This window comes from Arthrobacter sp. Ld5 (genome assembly GCF_051172775.1).
Lineage (GTDB): Bacteria > Actinomycetota > Actinomycetes > Actinomycetales > Micrococcaceae > Arthrobacter_D.
This window is the reverse complement of the sequence record NZ_JBPKBO010000005.1, coordinates 17,811-41,470: the sequence shown is the minus strand read 5'-3', so window position 1 is coordinate 41,470 and position 23,660 is coordinate 17,811. Positions and strand designations below refer to the sequence as shown.

The window sequence follows — 23,660 nt, the reverse complement described above, 5'->3', positions numbered from 1 at the left end:
AGGTGCGGTTGGTCGGACCTGCCGGCGAACAGGTAGGAATCGTCCGTATCGAGGACGCGCTCCGACTTGCCGCCGAGTCCGACCTGGATCTTGTCGAGGTGGCACCGCAGGCGAAGCCTCCGGTGGCCAAGCTCATGGATTTTGGTAAGTACAAGTACGAAGCGGCCGTCAAGGCGCGCGAGGCGCGGAAGAACCAGACCAACACGGTGCTGAAGGAAATCCGTTTCCGCCTCAAGATCGATACGCACGACTACGAGACCAAGCGTGGGCACGCCATGCGCTTCCTCGGTGCCGGCGACAAGGTCAAGGCCATGATCCAGTTCCGCGGACGTGAGCAGCAGCGGCCCGAGATGGGCATCCGCCTGCTGCAGAAGTTCGCGGACGACGTGGCCGAGGTCGGCATCGTCGAGTCGTCGCCGCGCATCGACGGACGCAACATGGTCATGGTGATCGGCCCGACGAAGAACAAGGCCGAGGCCAAGGCGGAAGCGCGCCGGGAGACCCAGCGTGCCGAGGCGAAGGCCGCCAACGAGGTCGCGAAGGCCGGGGGCGAGTCCAAGCGGGTCGACACCTCCGGCTCCAGCGGAGCGCCGCTCACGCAGTCCCTCGCGGACCTGCTGCCCGAGGGCTACGAGATCAGGAGCGCGCCGGAGCCCGCGAAGGCTCCCGTGCAGGAAGCCCCCGAGGCTCCCGTCCAGGAGGCTGCTCCGGCACCCACGGAGGCTCCGGTGGCACCGGCCCAGGCGGCACCTGCGCGCCATGCCCCGGCGCGCCAGGCACCGCGCTCGACGTCGTCGGCCCCTCGCTCGACGGCACCGCGCTCGACGTCGTCGAGGCCTGCGGCGGAGCGTCCTGCGCCGAGCCGTTCCTCCGCCCCGGCCGCCAGGAGCGGGGACGCCGCGCCCACCACGTCACCGGAGGCGGCGCCCGCGCCGAAGCCGGCCGTGGCAGCAAAGCCCATGGCCATGCCGAAGCCCGGAGCGCCCAGGCCACCGGCAACCCCCAAGCCCGCCGGACGAACGGCTCCTTCCAAGAGCCCGACCAGCCGGCCCAAGCCCGGAAGCACGGACTAGGGCCCCGGCCCTGGCCCCTCCGGGCACGAACAACCAGCAGGCACCCTCGGGTGCCGAACTCCGGGTGCACCCGCCCCGGCTATCCAAAGGAGATCGGTCCCCATGCCGAAGATGAAGACCCACAGTGGCGCCAAGAAGCGCTTCAAGCTCACCGGTAGCGGCAAGCTCAAGCGCCAGCAGGCCAACCGCCGCCACTACCTCGAGCACAAGTCCTCGACCGTGACGCGCCGCCTCGCGGGCGACAAGATCGTCGCGAAGGCCGACAGCAAGGTCATCAAGAAGATGCTGGGCGTCTAACCACCAATCCACCCCCTCCCGGGAAAGCGGCTGCGCTACGGTGCGGCGCTCACGGCTGAAGCCGTGACCGGAGAAGAACTGAAGGAGTACGCACGTGGCACGTGTGAAGCGGGCAGTCAATGCCCACAAGAAGCGTCGGGTCATCCTCGAGCGCGCCAAGGGTTACCGCGGCCAGCGCTCGCGCCTGTACCGCAAGGCGAAGGAGCAGCTGCTCCACTCGTTCGTCTACAGCTACGGCGACCGCCGCAAGCGCAAGGGTGACTTCCGTCGCCTCTGGATCCAGCGCATCAACGCTGCCTCCCGCGCGAACGGTCTGACCTACAACCGCCTGATCCAGGGCCTCAAGGCCGCCGAGATCCAGGTCGACCGCCGGATGCTCGCCGACCTCGCCGTCACCGACGGCGCAGCCTTCGCAGCCCTCGTGCAGATCGCCAAGGACGCCCTCCCGGCGGACACCTCGGCACCGCTCAAGGCCTCGGCCTAGGCTCATCGGCTGCCGCGGGCCGCGCCCGCGCACCGGATGACGATGACTGTGAACGGACGCCCCCAGGCGCCACTGATGACCAACACCCAGGCAGACCGGGTGAAGGAGGTGGCACGTCTGGCCGGGCGTCCGTCGCGTTTAAGGCGGCGGGAGTTCCTGGCCGAAGGCCCCCAGGCGGTCCGTGAGGCGCTCCGCCTGCACCTCGGCCGTCACGCGGCAGGGCAGGACGGCGTCGTCGTCGACGTGTACGCGACGGCCGACGCGCTCGAGCGCCACGGCGACATCGCGGACCTCACCGGGCAGGACGGCGCGCCCGCGGTGCGCCTCGTGACCGCCGACGTCCTCGCCGCCATATCGTCGACCGTCACGCCCCAGGGGTTCGTCGCGGTGTGCCGGTTCGTCGACGTCCCGCTCGCCGAGGTGCTCTCCGCCGCGCCTCGCCTCGTGGCCGTCCTCGTGGAGGTACGGGACCCGGGGAACGCCGGGACCATCATCCGGGCAGCGGACTCCGCGGGCGCCGACGCGGTCATCCTGACCGGCGCCAGCGTGGACCCCTACAACCCGAAGACCGTGAGATCCACCGTGGGCTCCCTCTTCCACCTCCCGCTGGTGCTCGGCGTCGACCTCGAGGAGCTCCTGGGCGGACTGCGCGACGCCGGCATGACCGTCCTCGCCGCCGACGGCTACGGCAGCACCAGCCTCGACGACCTGCAGGACGCCAGCGCCCGGCGCAGGTTCGCCACGGTGGGGACCGCGCAGGGTCCGGCCCGGGACGAGGCACCGTCCCGCACCGACGCGGCCGACGACTCCCGGGTGCGCCTGGAGGACGCCGGTGCCTGGCTGTTCGGCAACGAGGCGCAGGGCCTGCCGCCCGCGGCCACAGCAGCCGCCGACGCGCGGGTCGCCGTGCCCATCTACGGCAGTGCGGAGTCCCTCAACGTCGGGACCGCCGCCACCGTCTGCCTGTACGCCTCAGCCCGCGCTCAGCGCCTCCGCTGAGTCGGCCGGCCCTGCCGCTCCGGGCGTCGGGCGTCCCGGGCGGTCGTCCGTCCGGCGCCTGTCCATCCTCCCGCTGGCCAGCGCGACGCCGAGCCCCAGGACCGCGAGCACCGCACCCACGAGGGCGGGTGCCGTGAAGCCCCATCCGGCCGCGATGACGGCGCCGCCCAGCGCCGCACCGAGCGCGTTGGCGGTGTTCAACGACGAATGGTTCATCGAGGAGGCCAGCGACGGCGCCCCCGGAGAGACATCGAGCAGGCGGGCCGTGAGCGGCGGGATCAGCGCCGATCCGCTCGTGCCGACCAGGAAGACGAACAGGCAGGCCGTCCACGGGATGGTCGCCGCCAGGGGGAACACCAGGAGGACCACCGCGATGGCCACCATCACGCCGTAGATGCTGCCCATGATGGACCGGTCCGCGAGGCGTCCGCCCACGATGTTGCCGGCCACCATCCCCATGCCGTACAGCGCGACGACGAGGGGCAGCACCGAGGCGTCGAGGCCTGCCACCTCGGTCATGGTCGGGGAGATGTAGGAGTAGACGGCGAAGAACCCGCCGAACCCGACGATGCCGATGAGGAGGGTCAGCCAGAGTTGCGGACGGCGGAGGGCCCCCAGTTCCTGGCGGATGCTCGCCCCCGGCCGGACGGGGACGTCCGGGACGAAGACACGGATGAGCACCAGCGTCGCCGCCCCGATCAGTGCGACCAGCAGGAACATGGAACGCCAGCCGAACTGCTGTCCGAGCCAGGTGGCGAACGGCACGCCCACCACGTTGGCGATGCTGAGTCCCAGCATCACCATCGCGATGGCACGTCCCCGCCGCGCAGGATCGGCGAGCGATGCGGCGATGACGGCGGCGACGCCGAAGTACGCCCCGTGCGGCAGGCCCGACAGGAACCGTGACGCCAGCATCCAGCCGAAGCCGGACGCGAAGAAGGACGAGAGGTTGGCCAGGGTGATGAGGACCATGAGCCACAGGGCGACGGCGCGCTGGGGCCTCTTCGCCCCGAGGGTGGCGAGGACCGGAGCGCCCACCACGACGCCGAGCGCGTAGGCCGAGATGACGTGCCCGCCCTGCGCGTAGTCCACCCCGAGGTCCGCACGCATCTCCTCCAGCAGTCCCATGATGGTGAACTCGGTGGTGCCGATCGCGAAGCCGCCCACCGCGAGTGCGCCGATGGCGAGGAGGAGCGGCCGGCCGGTGAGGCGGCTCGTAGGGGGAGCGGAAGCGGTCATGGGTGTCCTTGCGGCTGGATCTCGGGAACGGAGGATCGGCCGCCGGGGCTGCCCGGGGTGGGGAGCGGGACGGCGGCGCGGACGCCGTCGTCCGTCCCAGCCTAGGTGACGACGCGGCGCCGCCCCGAAACGCAACCGGGCCGAGCTGCGCGAGGGGATTTGTGCTGCGGTCGTCGTCGGGTTCATGGTGATGAGGAGATCGTCCACGTGAACGACGCGTGAAGACCGACTGATGGGAGCACACCATGGGCTGGACGCCGTCCCCCGACCACCTGCCGCAGAGCGAGCATCTGCGCGAGGACATCAACCTGCCGGAGGAGCCGGGAGCCGAGAGCGCGGCGGAGTTCTCCGAGGAGGCCTACACGTCCACCGAGCTCAACGCCGGACAGCAGGTGCCCGGCGTGAGTCCGCACGGCGAGTACCGCCGCGGCGACAATCCCGAGCACCGCACGGAACCGGGAGGAGGGCTCGCGTCCCCGGAGGAGAGCTGAGCCCGCCGCCCGGGCGGCTGCGACGGCCCGGGGTGCCGGGCGTCGTCGATAGACTCGGCGGGTGACCCAGCAACCTCCGCACCAGCTCCTCCAGATCGTGGGAGCGGCCGTCGTCGACTCCCTCGGCCACCCGACGCGTCTGCTCGTCGCCCGGCGGTCGGCGCCGCCGCAGTTCGCCGGGATGTGGGAATTCCCCGGAGGGAAGGTGGAGGCGGGGGAGCGCTGCGAGGCCGCGCTGCTGCGGGAGCTCGAGGAGGAGCTCGGCGTCACCGCGCGGCTCGGCACGGAGATCACCGGGCCCGGCCCCCAGGGCTGGCCGCTCAACGAGCGGGCCGCCATGCGTGTCTGGCTCGCCGAGGTCACGAGCGGCGAGGCGCAGCCGCTGCAGGACCACGACGCCCTGCGCTGGCTGCCGCTCCACCCGGGCGAGGAGCTCGACGAGCTGCCGTGGATCCCCGCCGACCGACCCATCCTCGCGGCGCTGCGTGCGGCCACCGCTCCCCGCGCGGTCTCCTGACGGGCACGCCCTTCAGAACAGCGACGCCTGCACGGGGTCCGGCGTGCGGGCGGCCGGAACGACGGCGCCCGCCGGTCCCTCCGCCGACAGGTTGCGGAAGAACCCGGCGCCCGCCGCGAGGCCGTGCCTGCGGCGGAAGAAGCGGATCCTCCCGGAGAGCCACTCCCGGTACTCCTTCGACGCGTAGCTGCCGCCGCGGTAGAGCTCCTCGTACCGCGGGACGAGCCGCGGGTGGTGTGCGGCGAGCCACTGCAGGAACCACTCCCGGGAGCCGGGCCGGAGGTGCAGCGGTCCGGCGGTCACGCCCGTGGCCCCGGCGCCGGCCAGGGCCCCGAACAGCTGGTCGAGCGAGTCGTCGCCGTCGGTGAGCCAGGGGAGGATCGGCATGGCCATGACCCCGCACGGCAGCCCGGCGTCGCGAAGCCGGGAGATGAGCGCCAGCCGTGCCTTCGGGGCGGGCGTTCCGGGTTCGATAGCCTCGGCGAGCACCGGGTCCACCAGCGCGAGGGAGATCCCCATGCCGACGCCGACCGACCTCGATGCCGCCGTCAGGAGCGGGATGTCGCGGGCGAGCAGGGTGCCCTTGGTCAGGATGGAGAAGGGCGTTCCCGAGTCCGCGAGCGCGGAGATGATGCCCGGCATGAGCCGGTAGCGTCCCTCGGCCCGCTGGTACGGATCGGTGTTGGTGCCGAGGGCCACGTGCTCGCGCGTCCACGAGGGCCGGCCCAGCTCGCGGGCGAGCACCTCGGCGGCGTTGATCTTGACCACGAGCTGCGCATCGAAATCGAGTCCCGTGTCCAGGTTCAGATAGCTGTGCGTCTTGCGGGCGAAGCAGTACACGCAGGCGTGGGAGCAGCCGCGGAACGGGTTGATGGTCCAGGAGAAGGGCATCGACGACGTCGGCGGGACCCTGTTGAGGACGGACTTCGCGGCTACCTCGTGGAAGGTGATACCGGCGAAATCGGGCGTCCGCACCGTCCGGACGAGCCCGGCGAGCGGCAGCAGCGACGGGGCCTGGGGCGCCTCGTCGTCCGTGATCTTCTGACCTTCCCATCGCATGGATCAATTAGAACACGCGTACTAATATCCGTCACGGGGGCCGGGGCGGCGTCTAGGCTGGGGGCATGATCCTGCTGACAGGCTTCGAACCCTTCGGGGGAGAATCGACCAACCCCTCCTGGGCGGCCGCCCAGCGCGCGGCGGAACTGCTGGCGGCGCAGGGGAGGGAGGCGGTCGCCGTCGAGGTGCCGTGCGTGTTCGGGCGGAGCATCGAGGTGCTGGACGCCGCCCTCGCGCAGTTCGAGCCCTCGATCGTCGTGTGCGTCGGGCAGGCCGGCGGGCGGGGAAGCGTCTCGCTGGAACGCGTGGCCATCAACGTCGACGACGCCCGCATCCCCGACAACGCCGGCAACCGGCCCATCGACGACCCCGTGGTCGTCTCCGGCCCCGCCGCGTACTTCAGCACCCTGCCCGTCAAGGCGTGCCGGGAGGCCGTCGCCGCACTGGGCATCCCGGTCGAGGTCTCGCAGACCGCGGGCACCTACGTGTGCAACCACCTCTTCTACGGGCTCATGCACCTGCTGGCGGACCGGCCGGGCATCCGCGGCGGGTTCGTCCACGTGCCCTTCTCCTCCGACCAGGGTGCCGCCCACGGGCAGCCGGGCCTCGCCGTCGAGGCGATGGGGGAGGCCCTCGCGGTGGTCGCGACGACGACGGCGGAGACCGCAGTGGACGCCCGCGTCACCGCGGGCGCGGAGCACTGACGGGCGTCACCGCGAGTCGGGGCGGGTGTCGACGACCCGGCCCGCCCTGGCGGCCGCGGCCCCGACCGATGTCCTGACCGACGTCCTGACCGCCGTTCCGACCGATGCGGCGAGCGGTCGGGTCGGCCGCTCCCGGTAGCCGCCGTCGGAGAGCCCTGCCCCGCGCTCGAAGAAATTGCGTGAGGCGGGATCCCCCGTGCGCAGGAGCGAGTAGCCCGCCGCGACGAGATACGCCGGGAGGAAGGGCAGGCCGAGGCACGCCGCGTACTGGCGGGCGTGGCGCCCCTCGTGCTCCAGGAGCCGGAGGAACGCCGGCGACGGGGTGTGGGGCGCGGTACCCCGCAGCAGCACCACGCTGCCCACCGTGAAGGCCCGGGCCTTCGGCAGGCGACGGCGGTAGCCCTCTGCGAGCAGGATGCCGTACGGCCCGGGCGAGACGCGGCAGCCGGACAGTGCCGCGACGGCGAGGCCGCACGGCGTCGACAGGTTGATCCAGTTGAGGAGCGGCACGAGCCTGCGGTTCATGCCGCCATCGTAGAGGCTGTTGCCGCGCCGCCGAACGGGTCGCCTAGACTTGAGACGCCGGTGCGCTTCGTTGCGTCCCGGCGTTTTCCTGTCCACGGCGCGGCCCGCACCAGCGAACGGCCCGCCGCACGCTTCGAGAGTGCAAGGTACGAGAACCCCATGGCCGAAACCCCAGAGCACGCCGGGCCCTCCGGCCGCGATGCCCAGGTCCCCGATCCGCTGGACGCCGCGTCGGTGGCCTCCGCCGTCGACGCCGCGCTCGCCGACATCGCGGCCGCCGCCGACCTCGACGGCCTGAAAGCGGTCCGGATCGCCCACACCGGCGAGAAGTCGCCCCTCAGCCTCGCCAACCGGGGCATCGGCGCCCTGCCCAAGGAGCAGAAGTCGGCGGCCGGCAAGAACATCGGCCCCGCCCGCGGACGGATCAACCAGGCGCTCGCCGCCCGCACGGTCGAGCTCGAGGCCGAGCGTGACGCGCGGATCCTCGTCGAGGAGGCCGTGGACGTCACCGCCGCCCCGCGCCGCCGTCGGACCGGTGCCCGGCACCCGCTATCCACGCTGCAGGAGCGGGTCATCGACGTCTTCGTGGGCATGGGGTGGGAGATCGCGGAAGGACCGGAACTCGAATCCGAGTGGTTCAACTTCGACGCCCTGAACTTCAAGCCCGACCACCCGGCGCGCGAGATGCAGGACACGTTCTTCGTCGAGCCGCCCGAGGCGCACCTCGTGCTGCGCACCCATACCTCGCCGGTCCAGGTCCGCTCGATGCTCGAGCGCGACCTGCCGATCTACGTCCTGTGCCCGGGCAAGGTGTTCCGCACCGACGAGCTCGACGCCACCCACACGCCGGTCTTCCACCAGTTCGAGGGCCTCGCCATCGACAAGGGGCTCACCATGGCGGACCTCGTGGGCACGCTCGAGCACTTCACCCGGCAGCTCTTCGGCGACGACGCCAAGGTGCGCCTGCGCCCCAACTTCTTCCCCTTCACGGAGCCGAGCGCGGAGCTCGACATCTGGCACCCGGGCGCCAAGGGCGGCCCGCGGTGGATCGAGTGGGGCGGCTGCGGCATGGTCAACCCCAACGTGCTGCGCGCCACCGGCATAGACCCGGAGGTCTACTCCGGGTTCGCCTTCGGCATGGGGATCGAGCGGGCACTCATGTTCCGCAACGAGGTCATCGACATGCGGGACATGATCGAGGGCGACGTACGTTTCAGCGAACACTTCGGGATGGAGATCTAGGTGAGAATCCCACTGTCCTGGCTGCGCGAGTACGCAGCCGTGCCTGCGGACGCGACCGCGGAAGACGTGATGGCCGAGCTGGTGAAGGTGGGCCTGGAGGAAGAGGACGTCCACCGTCCCACCGACGAGCTGACCGGCCCGGTCGTCGTCGGGCAGGTCCTCAGCATCGTCAAGGAGCCGCAGTCCAACGGCAAGACCATCAACTGGTGCGAGGTCCGGGTGGCGCCCGAGGGCGCCGGGCAACCCCTGACGGGCGACGGCATCGACCCCTCCGGCGTGCAGGGCATCGTGTGCGGCGCCCACAATTTCGTCGAGGGTGACAAGGTGGTGGTCACCCTGCCCGGTGCGGTGCTCCCGGGCGACTTCCGCATCAGCCCCCGCAAGACCTACGGCCACGTGTCCGCGGGCATGATCGCCTCCGTCCGCGAACTGGGCATCGGCGAGGACCACGACGGCATCCTCGTGCTGTCGACCCTCGGCCTCGACCCCGAGGTGGGCACCGATGCCCTCGAGCTCCTCGGGCTGTACGACCAGGCGGCGGAGATCAACGTGACCCCCGACCGCGGGTACTGCTTCTCCATCCGCGGCGCCGCCCGCGAGTACGCGCACGCCACCGGGACGGCCTTCACCGACCCGGCGGCCGCCGTCGTCGTCCCGCCCGCCGCACCCGGTGGATACCCCGTGCGGCTGGAGGACGCCGCCCCCGTCTACGGCACGCCCGGCTGCGACCGGTTCGTGGCGCGGACGGTCCGCGGCGTCGACCCCACCCGTCCCACGCCGCCGTGGATGGCCGCCCGGCTGCGCCTCGCCGGGATCCGCTCCATCTCGCTCGTCGTCGACATCTCCAACTACGTGATGCTCGAGCTCGGCCAGCCCCTGCACTTCTACGACCTCGACACGCTCTCGGGCGACATCGTGGTCCGTCGGGCCGCAGCGGGGGAGACGCTGCGGACGCTCGACGATCGGGAGCGCACGCTCGACGCCGAGGACCTCCTCATCACGGACGACTCGGGCCCCATTGGTATCGCCGGTGTCATGGGCGGTGCCGCCACGGAGGTCTCGGCGGACACGGACAGCGTGCTCATCGAGGCCGCCCACTTCGACGCCGTCAGCATCGGCCGGTCCCGGCGCCGTCACCGGCTGCCGTCCGAGGCGTCCAAGCGCTTCGAGCGGGGGGTGGACTGGAACGTCGCGGACATCGCCGCGCAGCGCGCCGTCGACCTCCTCCTCGAGCTCGCCGGCGGGACCGTCGACGACGCCGTCACCGACGTCGGACAGGCGCCTGAACCCCGGGTCATCGACCTTGCCGCCGACTTCCCGGCCCGCCTGATCGGGCGTGAGTTCACCGACGCGCAGATCCGCGGCACGCTCACGGACCTCGGCGCGACGGTCGAGGAGACCGTCGGCGGATACCGCGTCACCGCCCCGAGCTGGCGCACCGACCTCGAGACGCGCGAGGACCTGACCGAGGAGATCATCCGGCTCGTCGGCTACGAGACCATCCCCTCGTCGCTGCCCGTCGCGCCCCCCGGCCGCGGCCTGACACGTGTGCAGCAGCAGCGGCGCCGGCTCCTGAACGCCCTCGCGGCGGCAGGGCTCACGGAGGTGCTCTCCTACCCTTTCGTCAGCGAGGCATCGAACACGGTGTTCGGCACACCCGACGAGGGCACGGTGCCTTCCTCGGTGAAGCTTGCGAACCCGCTCAGCGCCGAACTGGGCTTCCTCCGCCGGTCGATCCTGCCCGGCCTCGTGGAGCTGGCGAAGCGGAACCACTCGCGCGGTTTCCGGGACCTGGCGCTGTTCGAGGCCGGGTCGGTCTTCCTGCCCGACGGCGCCCTCGGCTCCGAGTCGATCCCGCCTCTGGGCATCAGGCCCGACGACGCCGTCCTCGACGGACTGTATGCGGGGATCCCGGACCAGCCGCTGGTCGTCGCAGCGCTGTTCACGGGCCACGAGACCGCGCCGTCGGCCGGTGTCGTCCCGCGCGCCTGGGACTGGGCGGACGCCGTCGACGTCGTGCAGCTGATGGCGGAGGTCACCGGTGTCGACGTCGTCGTCCGGCAGGGCAGCCACCAGGCGTTCCACCCCGGACGGACGGCGGAGTTCTCGCTGCGCAGCGGCGAGGTGCTGGGCTACGCGGGGGAGCTGCACCCGAAGCTGATCGCCGCGCAGGACCTCCCTGCACGCACCGTGGCGCTGGAGATCACCGCGGACCTGCTCTTCGAGGCCGCCGCCGACGTGATCGTCGCCCGCTCGCTGTCCACCTACCCGCCGGCCACCCAGGACGTCGCGCTGGTCGTCGAGTCCTCGGTGGTCGCGGGCGACGTGCTCGACACCCTGCGCGAGGGTGCGGGGGAGCTGCTCGAGGACGTCGGCCTGTTCGACGTCTACACCGGGCAGGGCATCCCCGAGGGGCGGAAGTCCCTCGCCTTCGCGCTGCGCTTCCGGGCTCCGGACCGCACGCTGACGGCGGACGAGGCCAGTGCGGCGCGCGACGCGGCGGTGGCCCTGGCAGCAGAGCGGTACGGCGCCGTGCAGCGCTGATCAGCGTGCATGTCGACAGGCGGAAGGCCCGTTCCCGGCGCGGGGGCGGGCCTTCTCCTGTCCGACGGACGGATCCCGGTCGGCGACGCCCCTGCCGGTGGGTTCCACGGCGGGCAGCGAGGGTGTCGCGTCGTCTTCGGGCACTTCCGTCGAGGGATGCGAGGATTCGGATTCCGGTGCGTCGGGCTGTCAGGTCTTGTTCGGGGGTCCGGCTCGGGGACCCGGTGAGTAGGCCCGCGGTGTAACGCTCAGTGCAGATCGGCGAGGCGATTCCGGCGGGCGACCGGCTTACCGGCAGCCCTTGACAGCCAAGTTCCACGACGACGGCCGTGAGATTTCACCGTCTGATCGCTGAATTCGCTGAAGGGAAAACTCACGAAGTCGTGCGTCGACTTGGCATCGAACCTCGAGTGGGTTGCTTTGCTGGATTCGGCGTATGGTCGGTCCATCCAGGCCGAAATGGGGACGAACGATGAAGAGTAATTCGCGTGTGGTGGCTGCGCTTGTCGCCATTGGGGCATTGCTGACAAGTGCTTGCGGCACTGAACCGTCAGCGCTCCAGACAATACCGAGCGAGCAGGCGATACCAAGCGAGCTGGCGACGACCGACCCCACGATTCAGCGTGCCACGGCCGCGTTCCCTGAGGCCCTGCCTGAAGGGGTTCAGTGGCCTCGTACCGGAATCGATCTTTCCGACCCCGCTGTCAATCCAGGCCAAGGACGCATTGTGGGCTATCCCGAGATGCAGGATGACTTCATTGCCGGGTACTGGTTGTGTTCCTGGATGGACGTCTACCTCGAGGCCGTCGACGAGCAGGACCTGGAAAAGCGGAATGAAGCAGTGACGAACATCGGTAGGTACACGTCGCTACCGGTGTCGCAGAAGTACCTCAGCAACCCGGAGGACTTCGACTCGAGCATCACGACTCCAGCCCAAAACGGTGATATCGCCCTGTTGAGCGAGTTCTACGACTCAAGCTGCAGTGTCTATAGAAGCAACCAGCCCGCGGAGTCCACCGGTTAACTGCCAGTAGTCTGCGGCCAAGACCTGCACACTCTCGTTGTGGCGGCCCGCGTGGCGAACGGGGCGTGTTGCGAAATGGCCTCCTTGTCACCGGCTCGCGGGCGGGCTTCGATGTCGACTTCCTAGCGACGATCAGACAATGAAGAGCTTGCTGGAGCAACCCAACTGGCACACCACCCCAATGCCACAGGTGCCGGTGACGAGGGCCGCGGCGCAGAAGTGGCTTGATGCCTATGTAACGGCGTGGAAGAGCTATGACGAACGAGCGATCGCCGATTTATGGTCGGAGGCTGCTGTGTGGCATTACCCCTTCCAGACGCGAGCTCTGGGACGCGAGGAGATCGTTGCTGAGTGGATGAGTGAGCGCGACGCTTTCGTCGGCGAGTCCTTCGACGCCAAGTACTACCCGGTCGTCGTTGAGGGCGAACGAGTCGTCGCTCATGGCCGGACGATCTTCTACGAGCCGGGTACTGATCGTGTGGTCACGGCATACGACAACATCTGGTTTCTGCGCTTTGATGACTTGGGCCGATGTTCCGAGTTCCATGAGTGGTATCCGGGGCGCCCGGAGGATGAACCAGACCGAGCAGTCCCTGAGCGCTGAATCAGCTGCTGGAACCTCATCGATCATCCGACATGAATGCCCCTAGGAGGATCCGTCGGTGGGAACGCGCGCTAGATCATCCCTTAGCGGATTGGGGTCGGGGTTGTGATTATCGGGGTGGGTGGTGTTCGGGTGCGTGTTTCGGCTCGTAGTCCGAGATAGGTTCCGGTGATGATGAGGCCCGCTCCGATGATGCCAAGAAGGTGGAGTGTTTCCTGGCCTATGCTCAGTCCGATGAGGACTGCCCAGATAGGTTCGGTGCCCATGAGGAGGCTGGCCCTGGACGCTGAGGTTTGTTGGATGGCCCAGGTCTGTACGAGGAACGCGAAGACACTGCACGCGAGACCCAGGTAGAGGACACCGATCCATTCACCGGCGTCGAATCCCCGTACCGCGTGGAGTACGCCCTGGTAGTCGGCGAGGGTATAGATGATCGCGCAGACCGCGCTCTGGGTCAGGGTCAGCGTGAGCGCACTGAACCCGCGTCCTCGGGTGAGGGCTGAGACCGCGGTGACGTGAACGGCTCGGACCAGTGCCGCGGCGAGCACGAGCGTATCCCCGACGGTGGGTGCCGCAAATCCGTCCCCGGAGACGAGCAGGCACACGCCGACGACCGCGACGATCCCGGCGATGAACACCATCCGCGGCAGCGGGGTCCGGAAGGCGATGCTCTCGGTGACGGGGGTGAACACGATGACGAGACTGATGATCAGTCCTGCGTTCGTGGCGCTGGTACCGGCGATCCCGTGCGTTTCCAGGATGAGCACCGCGGCCTGCGTGAACCCCAGAAGTACCCCGACCAGCGTCTCGCGGCGTGTGGTCCGGTGACGGTTCCACATCGACCAGATGACCACCAGAGCCACCGTGGTGATCAGGAACCGCAGGGAAAGGATGACCGTGACACCGACGGTGTCGGTCAGGGTTTTCGCCGCCAGGTAGCTGCTGCCCCAGACGAGGGCGACCAGCAGCAGGAGCAGATCCACCCTGCGCGCGACCACAAACCCGCCGAGGGCGCTGCGGTATCGGACGGAGGAGGGATTCGGGGTCCGGGACGGCGACGAGCAAAGGGAAGGCACTCCTTGAGTGTGTGTGTTGTTTTCCAGTAAGACGAGAGGGCACTTGATGAACTAATGGTTTAGCTTCTACTTATGGATCTTCACCAGTTGCGCCTGCTTCGTGAATTGGGTGAGCGGGGCAGCCTCGCAGCCGTGGCACGATCCCAGCACGTCTCGGCGTCCGCTGTGTCCCAGCAGCTCACAGCGTTGCAGCGCACGGTCGAGGTTCCCCTGACCGAGCGGCGGGGCCGGAATCTCGTCTTGACCGGTGCTGGACAGGCCCTGGCGTCGGCGGCGGTGGACATCAGTGTCGCGATGAGCTCCGCGGAGCAGGCCGTCAGCCGGTACGTGCAGGACCCGACAGCCACGGTGAGCGTCTCGGCGTTCACCAGTGCCGGTCTGACCTGGTTCGGACCCCTCCTACGCGCCCTCTCGAGGAAAGGAGACCCGCGGCTGGTCTTCCACGACCGGGATGTGGGACAGAACGCTTTCCCTGCCCTGACCGCCGACTACGACCTGGTCATCGCGCACCGCCTCGCACACAGCAACCCCTGGCCGGACACGATCACCGCCCTGCCCCTGGTGTGTGAACCCTTGGATGTCGCTATGTCGGAACGGCACCGGCTCGCTGTAGCGCCGAGCGTCGGTGCTGCTGACCTTCGTGGGGAGGAATGGGTATCCGTCCAGGAAAGCTTCCCGCTCGAATCTGCCCTGCAAGCCATCGCCGTGCACGCCGGTGAACCCCTGAACATCACCCACCGCATCAACGAGTTCTTCATCGCGGCCGCGATCGTCGCCGCCGGTTCGGCCATCACGCTCATGCCCCGCCACACCGCACCCCCACTATCCGGCAGCGGGATGGTGCTTAAACCGCTCCACGACCTACCGCTTGCCAGACACGTCGACATACTCTGCCGGCCCGAAGCCCTCCACCGCACCGCCGTTCACAAGGTCGCCATCACGCTCCAACACCACGCAACCACCAAAGAACGCTGAAGGATCCTCCTACTGGCGGTGGCCGGAGGAGCGATTCCTGGTCCCACCGAGTCCGTCGACAGGCCGTTGTCATCTTGATGAGCGCTCACAGACGGTGACTCGTAGCGGCCCTCAAAATGTCGGTGGTGGTTGGGAGAATTCGGTATGGACAGCAGCCGGAATGCTCCTCCCGTCACCGCCGACAGCGCTGGTGCTTCGCGGGTGGCCCGGGTGCGGAAGTTGGTCGACGCAATGGCCTCCCTCCCTTTGAGTGCGGACGGTGCTGAGCTGATCGATGAGGTGCGGGTCCTGGAGGATCTGAAGTCGGCGATCGCGGGCCGGCAGGCGCGGGCCGCGGTCGCGTTCGATCTCGCCCAGCGCCAATCCCAGGCCGCCGCTGGTGTCCCGGTCGGGGAGCGGGGTCAGGGGGTGGGCGCGCAGCTCGCCCTGGCCCGGCGGGAGTCCCCGGCCCGCGGCGGACGGCTGCTCGGGTTGGCGCGGGCCCTGGTGACGGAGATGCCCCACACCCTCACCGCCCTCGAGAAGGGTCGGCTGAATGAGTGGCGGGCGACGCTGCTGGTGCGCGAGACGGCCTGCCTGTCCGCGGCGGACCGGTGCGCGGTCGACGAGGAGCTCAGCCCGGACGGGGGAACGTTCGACGGCGCCGGGGACCGGGCGATCATTGCTGCGGCGCGAGCGGCGGCGTACCGGCGTGACCCCCGCTCAGTGACCCAGCGGGCGAGCCACGCTGCGAAGGACCGGCATGTGAGTCTGCGCCCGGCCCCGGACACCATGACGTACCTGACAGCCCTCCTCCCGGTCGCCGAGGGGGTGGCGGTGCATGCGGAGCTGACCCGCCACGCCGACACCCAACGGGCGGCAGGGGACCCGCGGAGCCGCGGCCAGCTGATGGCCGACGCCCTCGTCGAGCGGACCACGGGCACACCGGGTGGGTTCTCCCGGGTCGAGGTGCAACTGATCATGACCGACCGCACCCTGTTCCAGGGCGACAGCGAACCGGCACGGCTGCCCGGGTACGGGATCGTTCCCGCCGGCTGGGCACGCGACCTCCTCACCCAGGACAAGGCAAAGCAACAGGTCTGGCTCCGGCGCCTCTACACCGCCCCCGGTACCGGGGACCTGATCGCCGCCGATTCCCGGGCCCGACTGTTCACGCCCGGGCAGCGCCGCTTCCTTCAGGCCCGCGACCATCTCTGCCGGACCCTGTACTGCGACGCACCGATCCGCCACTACGACCACATCATCCCCTGGCACACCAACGGACCAACGAGCCTCGCCAACGGGGCAGGGCTTTGCGAAGCCTGCAACCACACCAAGGAACTCCCCGGCTGGAAGGCCACAGCACCACCCGGCCCCAGGCCCGACCGAGGATCCAGTGCCCGGCACGCCATCACGATCAGCACGCCCACCGGCCACACCTACTCCTCCACCGCACCACCCCTCCCCGGCAGCAGACCGAACAGGACGGACCACGAACGGGGAGCCGGGACGCGCGACCGTTCGCCGACACCGACCCTCGTGCCGGGCCACGCACCCCACGATCCCAGGGCTCCATCCTTTCCGCAGGCGCGGCGGAGCCTTTCCATCGACATGGTCTACGCGTGACCCACCCTGATGGTTCTCGGGATTCACCGACACACGGCCACTTCCTCACCTGCCGCCAGTCCGTGCATCTTGCAGGGCTCAGGGGAGGGTCGGCAACTTGATCGTCGATCGTCGTCACCCAAGGATGTGCGCCCCGCTTCAGGGAACGAGCAACACCTTGCCCGTGGTGCGCCGGGCCTGCAGGTCCTCGTGTGCGCGGGCCGCGTCGGCGAGCGCGTACCGGGCACCGATGCGGACGTCGAGCTGGCCCGCCGCGACAGCGCCGAAAAGCTCCTCCGACCGCCAGCGCCGCTCCTCGGGGGAGAGCAGGTAGTTCGCGAGCGTGGGACGGGTGACGAAGAGGGAGCCGCCACTGTTGAGGCGCTGCAGGTCCAGCGGGGGCACCGCACCGGACGCCGCACCGAACAGCACCATGGTGCCGCGGATCCGCAGCGAGCGCAGCGAGTCGTCGAACGTCGCCCGGCCCACGCCGTCGAACACGACGTCCACCCCCACCCCCTCGGTCAGGGTCCTCGCGGCATCGGCGAATCCTTCGTAACGGAGCACCTCGTCGGCGCCGGCGGCGCGCGCGAGCTTCTCCTTCTCCGGCGTCGACACCGTGGTGATCACACGGGCACCCCTGGCTTCGAGCAGCTGGATGAGCAGCAGGCCCACACCGCCCGCCCCGGCGTGGACCAGCACCGTGTGCTCGGGCCGGACGGGGAACGTAGAGTTGATCAGGTAATGGGCGGTCATGCCCTGCAGGGGGAGGGCCGCGGCCGTCTCCAGGTCCACGCCCTCGGGGACGGGCAGCGCCCGGTCCGCAGCCACGACGGCGTACTCCGCATATGTCCCGGAGCCTTCCGCGAACGCGACGCGGTCACCGACGGCGAAGTCCGTGACGCCCTCGCCGAGCGCCTCCACGGTCCCGGCGGCCTCGGCGCCGGGGGTGAAGGGGAAGTCGACGGCGTAGGCGCCGCTGCGCTGATAGGTCTCGATGAAATTGACCCCGGCGGCGGCGACCTTCACCAGCAGCTGGCCCGGCCCGGGCTCGGGGCGGTCGACGGTCGCGAGGGTGAGTACGTCCGGACCGCCCGGTGCGGTGACGACGATGGCTGACGGCATGGTGGTTCCTTTCGGTGGCGTCCCCTCATGCTATTCGCGGAGCGCGCCCTGCCAATCCGGCACGAGGGCCACCAGAGTGCATAACTATGTGTTGCCTTGCATACCCTTGCTGTAGGCTGACGTCATGACGTTCACCGCAGCCGTGTCCGGCGCCAGTGGGTATGCCGGGGGAGAGCTCCTCCGCCTCCTCGCCAACCACCCCGACATCGAGATCGGGGCGATCACGGCCCACAGCAACGCCGGCGCACGACTCGGCGACGTCCAGCCCCACCTGCATTCCCTCGCCGACCGGGTCCTGCAGGAGACGACCCCCGACGTGCTCACGGGGCACGACGTCGTCTTCCTCGCCCTGCCGCACGGCGCCAGCGCCGAGGTCGCCGCCCAACTCCCGGCGGACACGCTCGTGATCGACGCCGGAGCGGACCACCGCCTCGAGGACCCGGCCGCGTGGACGAAGTTCTACGGGTCGGCCCATGCGGGCACCTGGCCGTACGGGCTACCCGAACTCCCCGGCCACCGGGCCGGTCTCGCCGGAGCCCGCCGCATCGCCGTCCCGGGCTGCTACCCCACGAGCGTCCTCCTCGCCCTCTGCCCGGGGTTCGTGGCGGGGCTCCTCGAGTCCGACGACGTCGTCGTCGTCTCCGCGTCCGGCACCTCCGGGGCGGGCAAGGCCGTCAAGCCCCACCTGCTCGGGTCCGAGGTGATGGGCGGCATGAGCCCCTACGGCGTCGGCGGCGGGCACCGCCACACCCCCGAGATGGAGCAGGGCCTGAGCCGTGCGGCCGGCAAGCGCGTCTCGCTGTCCTTCACGCCCACCCTCGCCCCCATGGCGCGAGGGATCCTGACCACCGCGACCGCCCGGGTCACACCCGGCACCGGGTACGCCCGGCTGCGGCAGGCGTGGGAGGACGCCTATGCGGCCGAGCCGTTCGTGCGGATGCTGCCGGAGGGTCAGTGGCCCACCACCAAGGCGGTCCTGGGCTCGAACCACGCGAACCTCCAGCTCGCCTTCGACGACCATGCCGGCCGCGTGATCGTCAGCTGTGTCATCGACAACCTCACCAAGGGGACCGCCGGCGGTGCCGTGCAGTCCATGAACATCGCCCTCGGACTCGATGAGACCGCGGGCCTGACCATCCAGGGGATCGCACCGTGAGCATCACCTACCCGGGCGGGTTCCGCGCTGCGGGCGTCGCCGCCGGCCTCAAGAGCACCGGCAAGCCCGACGTCGCCCTCGTCACCAACGACGGACCGCTGCACAACGCGGCCGCCGTGTTCACCTCCAACCGCGTGGCGGCCGCGCCCGTGCTCTGGTCGCGGCAGGTCGTCGCGGACGGCCGGGTCGACGCCGTCGTCCTGAACTCCGGTGGCGCCAACGCCTGCACCGGTCCCGAGGGCTTCCAGAACACGCACCGCACCGCCGAGGTCACCGCCGAACTGCTCGGGTTCTCCGCGACGGACGTCTTCGTCTGTTCCACCGGCCTGATCGGTGAGCAGCTCCCGATGGACCGGCTGCTCGCCGGGGTCACGGACGCCGCCGGCTCGCTGGGCAGGGGCGGCGGGCCGGCCGCTGCCGAGGCGATCATGACCACCGACACCGTGGCCAAGGAGGCCCGCTACCCGGAGACGGCCGACGCCGCGAGCGAGGGCTACGCGATCGGCGGGATGGCCAAGGGCGCCGGGATGCTGGCCCCGGGCCTCGCCACGATGCTCGTGGTCCTCACCACGGACGCCGCCCTGGACGCCGACGCCCTGGACGCCGCCCTGCGGGAGGCCACCCGCGTGAGCTTCGACCGCACCGATGCGGACGGTTGCATGTCCACCAACGACACCGTGGTCCTGCTGGCCTCCGGAGCGGCCGGTGTCGCACCGGACCCGGCGCAGTTCACCGCGGCCCTGACGCGGGTCTGCCTCGACCTCGCCGCTCAGCTCATCGAGGACGCCGAAGGCGCGAGCCACACCATCGCCGTCACCACGGTGAACGCCGCCACCGAGCGCGACGCCGAGGTGGTCAGCCGTGCCGTCGCCCGCTCCAACCTGTTCAAGACCGCCGTCTTCGGCAACGACCCCAACTGGGGCCGCGTCCTGGCAGCCGTCGGCACGACCGACGCCGTCTTCGAGCCGGACGCCCTGAACGTCGCGATGAACGGCGTGCAGATCTGCCGGAACGGCGGGATCGGGGACCCCCGCGACCTCGTGGACCTCACGGGTCGGGATGTGACCGTCGAGATCGACCTCGCCGCCGGCTCCGCGAGCGCCACCATCTGGACCAACGACCTCACGCACGAGTACGTGCACGAGAACTCCGCCTACTCGAGCTGACGGGAGACGCCATGACGAAGAGCACCACCCCGACCGCGACGCCGTCGGCCTCGACCCTGAGGGCCCAGGACAAGGCCGCCACGCTGGTGGAGGCGCTGCCCTGGATCCAGCGCTTCGCGGGCACCACCATGGTCATCAAGTACGGCGGCAATGCCATGGTGAACGAGGAGATGCGTCGGGCCTTCGCCGAGGACGTCGTCTTCCTGCACCACGTGGGCATCCGGCCCGTCGTCGTGCACGGCGGCGGCCCCCAGATCAACGCGATGCTCGCCAGGCTCGGTATCGAGTCCGAGTTCAGGGGGGGCCTCCGCGTGACGACCCCGGAGGCCATGGACGTGGTGCGGATGGTCCTCACGGGCCAGGTGGGCCGTGAGCTCGTGGGCCTCATCAACTCCCACGGCCCCTACGCCGTGGGCCTGTCCGGCGAGGACGGCGGGCTCCTCCGCGCGGTGCGCACCGGGACCGTCGTCGACGGCGAGAACGTCGACCTCGGCCTCGTCGGGGACGTGACCGCCGTCCACCCCGGCGCCATCCTCGACCTCCTCCAGGCCGGGCGCATCCCCGTGATCTCCACCGTCGCGCCGGAGTACGACGCCGACGGCAAGGCCGTGCAGCAGGTGCTCAACGTGAACGCGGACTCCGCCGCCGCGGCGCTGGCCGCCGCCCTGGGGGCCTCGAAGCTCGTGATCCTGACCGACGTCGAGGGCCTGTACGCGGCCTGGCCGGACCGCGGCTCCCTCATCTCCTCCCTGACCGTGAGCGAGCTCCGCGAGCTCCTGCCCGGTCTCGAGTCCGGCATGATCCCGAAGATGGCCGCGTGCCTGCAGGCCGTGGAGGCGGGCGTGGAACGCGCACACATCGTCGACGGACGGCTGGCCCACTCCATGCTGCTCGAGACGTTCACCACCGCGGGCATCGGCACGCAGGTGGTCCCCGACGACGCCACGGGCAGCGCGGCGCCCACGACCCCGGGAGGGACGGCATGAACGCCACCGTGACCAACGAGACCGCGGACCTGCTGACGGGCGCTGCGTCCGGCGCCGACTGGCTCGCCCGCTACAACGGCTCGCTGATGGGGGTCTTCGGCACACCGCAGCGCGTGCTGGTGCGCGGCTCCGGCTGCGTGGTGTGGGACGCCGACGGCGGGCAGTACCTCGACCTCCTCGGCGGCATCGCAGTCAACGCCCTCGGCCACGCGCACCCCTTCGTCGCCTCCGTCGTCTCCAGCCAGCTGGCGACCCTCGGCCACATCTCCAACTTCTTCACGAGCCCCACACAGGTAGCGCTCGCGGAGAAGCTGCTGGCCCTCGCCGCCGCGCCCGCCGGGTCCCGCGTGTTCTTCACCAACTCCGGCGCCGAGGCCCTCGAAGCAGCGGTCAAACTCGCGCGCCGCAACAGCACGCCGGAGCGGCAACGCATCCTCGCCCTCGACGGCGCCTTCCACGGCCGCACCATGGGCGCCCTCGCGCTGACCTCCAAGAAGGCCTACCGCGAGCCGTTCGAGCCACTGCCCGGCGGCGTCGAGCACATCCCCTTCGACGACATCGAGGCCCTCCGCGCCGCCATGGACTCCTCCGTGGCCGCACTGGTCATCGAGCCGATCCAGGGTGAGGCCGGCGTCCGGCCGCTCTCACCCGAATACCTCCGCGCCGCCCGGGAGCTCACCCGCGAGCACGGCGCCCTGCTCATCCTCGACGAGGTCCAGTCCGGCGTCGCCCGGACGGGCCGCTGGTTCGCCCACCAGTGGGTCGACGGCGTCCTCCCCGACGCCATGACGCTCGCCAAGGGACTCGGCGGCGGCTTCCCGATCGGCGCACTCGTCACCTTCGGCGAGGACGTCTCCGCCCTCATCGGCGCGGGACAGCACGGCACCACCTTCGGCGGGAATCCCGTGGCCACCGCGGCGGGCCTCGCCACCCTGCACGTCCTCGAGTCGACGGGCGCCCTGGACCACGCGTCCGACGTCGGCGGCCTCCTCGCCGACCGCCTCGCCGCCACCGAGGGCGTCACTGCCGTGCGGGGGCAGGGCCTGCTCATCGGGTTCGACGTCGACGGCGCCTACGCCCCGGCCGCGGTCCAGGCGGCGCTCGCCGCGGGATTCATCATCAACGCGACCGGGCCCTCGACCCTCCGGCTCGCGCCGCCGCTCATCCTCACCCCGGAGCAGGCCGCGACGTTCCTGGACGCCCTGCCCGCCATCCTCACCACAGCCCGCACCGCCCACGCCGACAGCCGGGAGGCAACCCCATGACGCGCCACTTCCTCGTCGACACGGATCTCTCACCCGCCGAGCAGGCCGAGGTCCTGGACCTCGCCGCCGAACTCAAGGCGAAGCCCTACGCCCACGCGCCGTTCGCGGGGGAGGGGGCCGGCCGCAAGACCGTCGCCGTCATCTTCGACAAGACCTCCACCCGCACCCGGGTGTCCTTCGCCGCCGGGATCGCGGACCTCGGCGGTGTGCCGCTGATCATCGGGGCAGGGGATTCGCAGCTGGGGCACAAGGAGTCGATCACCGACACCGCCAGGGTCCTCGACCGCATGGTCGCGACGATCGTCTGGCGCACCTACGCCCAGGCCGGCCTCGAGGAGATGGCCGCGGCGTCGAGCGTCCCGGTCATCAACGCCCTCTCGGACGACTACCACCCGTGCCAGCTGCTCGCGGACCTGCTCACCATCCGGGAGCACAAGGGCACGCTTGCCGGCCTCACCCTCACCTACCTGGGGGACAGCGCCAACAACATGGCCAACTCCTACCTCCTCGCGGGGGTGACCGCCGGCATGCACGTCCGGATCGCCGGGCCCGAGGGCTACCTCCCCGACCCGGCCGTCGTCGCCGCCGCCGAGGAGCGGGCCGCCGACACCGGCGGGTCCGTCCTCGTCACCACGGACGCGGCCGCCGCGCTCGCAGGAGCCGACGTCGTCGCCACCGACACCTGGGTGTCCATGGGCCAGGAGGACGAGAAGTCGGCCCGGCAGGCGCTGTTCCGCTCCTACGCCGTGGACGCCGCGGCCATGGCACAGGCCGCGCCGGACGCCGTCGTGCTCCACTGCCTTCCCGCCTACCGCGGCTACGAGATCGCGGCCGAGGTCCTCGACGGCCCGCAGTCGCTCGTCTGGGACGAGGCCGAGAACCGGCTGCATGCCCAGAAGGCCCTCATGACGTGGCTCGTGCGGCAGTCCGCCCGGCCCGACGGTCAGGGAGGCGGCTCATGACCGTGCAGCGCGACTCCGCACGCCCCACCACGAAGACCGCGCGGCAGGCCCGCATCACCGACCTCCTGACCGCCCAGTCCGTCCGCTCCCAGGTGGAGCTGGCCACCCTGCTCGCCGCCGACGGCGTGCAGGTCAACCAGGGCACGCTGTCGCGCGACCTCGTGGAGCTCGGCGTCGTGCGCGTCCGCGGGGCCGACGGCGCGCTGATCTACGCGGTACCGGTGGAGGGCGGCGGCCGGCACGCCCGCAGCGGCGTGTCCCAGGAGATCCTCGACGCGCGGCTCGCGAAGCTGTGCAACGAACTGCTGGTCACCGCCGAGGCGTCGGGGAACATCGTGATCCTCCGCACGCCGCCCGGGGCCGCGAACTTCCTCGCCCTGGCGATCGACCACTCGGTGATGCCCTCGATCCTCGGCACCATCGCGGGGGACGACACCGTGATGCTCGTCAGCCGCGACCCCGACGGCGGAGCGGCCGTCGCGGACCGCTTCCTCGGACTCGCCCGCGAGCCGCAGGGACCCACCGACCCGTCCTGACCCGCCGTCGCCGCTGGACATCCGCCG

General features: G+C 70.6%; 24 protein-coding genes and 1 pseudogene. 20 read left to right on the top strand and 5 right to left on the bottom strand.

Translation table 11 applies throughout. The features are described 5' to 3' along the window. Window positions 1–2 precede the first annotated feature (2 nt). From infC to ACSGDB_RS02695, 4 genes are all read left to right on the top strand, one after another. Window positions 3–1,073: a translation initiation factor IF-3 gene (gene infC, locus ACSGDB_RS02710; RefSeq protein WP_434992652.1), complete on the top strand. Its 1,071-nt coding sequence runs from the start codon at window positions 3–5 to the stop codon at window positions 1,071–1,073. A 102-nt stretch (window positions 1,074–1,175) separates the two neighbouring features. Next, on the top strand, window positions 1,176–1,370 hold the full coding sequence (gene rpmI, locus ACSGDB_RS02705) for a 50S ribosomal protein L35 (protein ID WP_434992650.1): 195 nt from the start codon (window positions 1,176–1,178) through the stop codon (window positions 1,368–1,370). A 94-nt stretch (window positions 1,371–1,464) separates the two neighbouring features. Beyond that, entirely contained in the window at window positions 1,465–1,854 is a 390-nt protein-coding gene (rplT, locus tag ACSGDB_RS02700; protein ID WP_043447574.1) for a 50S ribosomal protein L20, read from the top strand. A 42-nt stretch (window positions 1,855–1,896) separates the two neighbouring features. Beyond that, window positions 1,897–2,853 (top strand): TrmH family RNA methyltransferase, encoded by a 957-nt coding sequence (locus ACSGDB_RS02695; protein ID WP_434992647.1) that lies wholly within the window; start codon window positions 1,897–1,899, stop codon window positions 2,851–2,853. Here ACSGDB_RS02695 and ACSGDB_RS02690 read toward each other — a convergent pair. Further along, window positions 2,827–4,092, bottom strand: a complete 1,266-nt coding sequence (locus tag ACSGDB_RS02690; RefSeq protein ID WP_434992645.1) for an MFS transporter — start codon at window positions 4,090–4,092, stop codon at window positions 2,827–2,829. The genes ACSGDB_RS02695 and ACSGDB_RS02690 overlap by 27 nt on opposite strands. A 245-nt stretch (window positions 4,093–4,337) precedes the next feature. Between ACSGDB_RS02690 and ACSGDB_RS02685 the strand changes: the two genes are divergently transcribed. Further along, complete coding sequence (locus ACSGDB_RS02685) at window positions 4,338–4,583, top strand: hypothetical protein (RefSeq protein ID WP_434992644.1); 246 nt, start codon at window positions 4,338–4,340, stop codon at window positions 4,581–4,583. A gap of 61 nt (window positions 4,584–4,644) precedes the next feature. Beyond that, on the top strand, window positions 4,645–5,100 hold the full coding sequence (locus ACSGDB_RS02680) for an NUDIX domain-containing protein (protein WP_434992643.1): 456 nt from the start codon (window positions 4,645–4,647) through the stop codon (window positions 5,098–5,100). A 12-nt stretch (window positions 5,101–5,112) separates the two neighbouring features. Here the strand turns inward: ACSGDB_RS02680 and ACSGDB_RS02675 are convergent, their stop codons facing one another. Further along, the gene (locus ACSGDB_RS02675) at window positions 5,113–6,159 is read right to left on the bottom strand and encodes an Rv2578c family radical SAM protein (protein ID WP_434992641.1); all 1,047 of its coding nucleotides are present in this window, start codon (window positions 6,157–6,159) and stop codon (window positions 5,113–5,115) included. A gap of 65 nt (window positions 6,160–6,224) precedes the next feature. Here ACSGDB_RS02675 and pcp point away from each other — a divergent pair, with 65 nt between their 5' ends. Further along, window positions 6,225–6,863 (top strand): pyroglutamyl-peptidase I, encoded by a 639-nt coding sequence (gene pcp, locus ACSGDB_RS02670; protein WP_434992639.1) that lies wholly within the window; start codon window positions 6,225–6,227, stop codon window positions 6,861–6,863. Between the two features lie 6 nt (window positions 6,864–6,869). Here the strand turns inward: pcp and ACSGDB_RS02665 are convergent, their stop codons facing one another. Then, on the bottom strand, window positions 6,870–7,388 hold the full coding sequence (locus ACSGDB_RS02665; RefSeq protein WP_434992638.1) for a hypothetical protein: 519 nt from the start codon (window positions 7,386–7,388) through the stop codon (window positions 6,870–6,872). A 159-nt stretch (window positions 7,389–7,547) separates the two neighbouring features. Between ACSGDB_RS02665 and pheS the strand changes: the two genes are divergently transcribed. From pheS to ACSGDB_RS02645, 4 genes are all read left to right on the top strand, one after another. Next, on the top strand, window positions 7,548–8,630 hold the full coding sequence (gene pheS / locus ACSGDB_RS02660) for a phenylalanine--tRNA ligase subunit alpha (protein WP_434992636.1): 1,083 nt from the start codon (window positions 7,548–7,550) through the stop codon (window positions 8,628–8,630). Continuing rightward, window positions 8,631–11,174, top strand: a complete 2,544-nt coding sequence (pheT, locus tag ACSGDB_RS02655) for a phenylalanine--tRNA ligase subunit beta (protein ID WP_434992634.1) — start codon at window positions 8,631–8,633, stop codon at window positions 11,172–11,174. Between the two features lie 472 nt (window positions 11,175–11,646). Next, a complete protein-coding gene (locus ACSGDB_RS02650; RefSeq protein ID WP_434992632.1) occupies window positions 11,647–12,198 on the top strand; it encodes a hypothetical protein in 552 nt (183 codons plus the stop codon). Between the two features lie 139 nt (window positions 12,199–12,337). After that, the gene (locus ACSGDB_RS02645) at window positions 12,338–12,802 is read left to right on the top strand and encodes a nuclear transport factor 2 family protein (RefSeq protein WP_434992629.1); all 465 of its coding nucleotides are present in this window, start codon (window positions 12,338–12,340) and stop codon (window positions 12,800–12,802) included. An 83-nt stretch (window positions 12,803–12,885) separates the two neighbouring features. On the opposite strand, the gene ACSGDB_RS02640 is transcribed toward ACSGDB_RS02645, so the two are convergent. Continuing rightward, window positions 12,886–13,878, bottom strand: a complete 993-nt coding sequence (locus ACSGDB_RS02640; protein ID WP_434992627.1) for a DMT family transporter — start codon at window positions 13,876–13,878, stop codon at window positions 12,886–12,888. Between the two features lie 72 nt (window positions 13,879–13,950). Here ACSGDB_RS02640 and ACSGDB_RS02635 point away from each other — a divergent pair. The 3 genes and pseudogenes from ACSGDB_RS02635 to ACSGDB_RS02625 form a co-directional block, all read left to right on the top strand. Continuing rightward, a pseudogene (locus ACSGDB_RS02635) lies at window positions 13,951–14,124 on the top strand (LysR family transcriptional regulator); the annotation flags it as partial. 48 nt (window positions 14,125–14,172) lie between these two features. Beyond that, window positions 14,173–14,853, top strand: coding sequence for a LysR family transcriptional regulator substrate-binding protein (locus ACSGDB_RS02630; protein ID WP_434992935.1), 681 nt, complete (start codon window positions 14,173–14,175; stop codon window positions 14,851–14,853). A 144-nt stretch (window positions 14,854–14,997) separates the two neighbouring features. Beyond that, window positions 14,998–16,458 carry an HNH endonuclease gene (locus ACSGDB_RS02625; protein WP_434992625.1) on the top strand — a complete coding sequence of 487 codons (1,461 nt, stop codon included), beginning with the start codon at window positions 14,998–15,000 and terminating at the stop codon, window positions 16,456–16,458. 138 nt (window positions 16,459–16,596) lie between these two features. Here the strand turns inward: ACSGDB_RS02625 and ACSGDB_RS02620 are convergent, their stop codons facing one another. Continuing rightward, window positions 16,597–17,562 carry a quinone oxidoreductase family protein gene (locus tag ACSGDB_RS02620; protein WP_434992623.1) on the bottom strand — a complete coding sequence of 322 codons (966 nt, stop codon included), beginning with the start codon at window positions 17,560–17,562 and terminating at the stop codon, window positions 16,597–16,599. Between the two features lie 124 nt (window positions 17,563–17,686). Between ACSGDB_RS02620 and argC the strand changes: the two genes are divergently transcribed. From argC to ACSGDB_RS02590, 6 genes are read left to right on the top strand one after another with little or no spacing between them, the layout of a single operon-like run. Beyond that, window positions 17,687–18,718: an N-acetyl-gamma-glutamyl-phosphate reductase gene (gene argC, locus ACSGDB_RS02615; protein WP_434992621.1), complete on the top strand. Its 1,032-nt coding sequence runs from the start codon at window positions 17,687–17,689 to the stop codon at window positions 18,716–18,718. Then, window positions 18,715–19,884, top strand: a complete 1,170-nt coding sequence (gene argJ, locus ACSGDB_RS02610; RefSeq protein ID WP_434992620.1) for a bifunctional glutamate N-acetyltransferase/amino-acid acetyltransferase ArgJ — start codon at window positions 18,715–18,717, stop codon at window positions 19,882–19,884. The genes argC and argJ overlap by 4 nt, the downstream gene beginning before the upstream one ends. 11 nt (window positions 19,885–19,895) lie before the next feature. Next, window positions 19,896–20,870, top strand: a complete 975-nt coding sequence (gene argB / locus ACSGDB_RS02605) for an acetylglutamate kinase (protein WP_434992619.1) — start codon at window positions 19,896–19,898, stop codon at window positions 20,868–20,870. Further along, window positions 20,867–22,135 (top strand): acetylornithine transaminase, encoded by a 1,269-nt coding sequence (locus tag ACSGDB_RS02600; protein WP_434992617.1) that lies wholly within the window; start codon window positions 20,867–20,869, stop codon window positions 22,133–22,135. The genes argB and ACSGDB_RS02600 overlap by 4 nt, the downstream gene beginning before the upstream one ends. Continuing rightward, the gene (argF, locus tag ACSGDB_RS02595) at window positions 22,132–23,097 is read left to right on the top strand and encodes an ornithine carbamoyltransferase (RefSeq protein ID WP_434992616.1); all 966 of its coding nucleotides are present in this window, start codon (window positions 22,132–22,134) and stop codon (window positions 23,095–23,097) included. Before ACSGDB_RS02600 ends, argF begins: the two co-directional genes overlap by 4 nt. After that, entirely contained in the window at window positions 23,094–23,633 is a 540-nt protein-coding gene (locus tag ACSGDB_RS02590) for an arginine repressor (protein ID WP_434992614.1), read from the top strand. Before argF ends, ACSGDB_RS02590 begins: the two co-directional genes overlap by 4 nt. Window positions 23,634–23,660 lie beyond the last annotated feature (27 nt).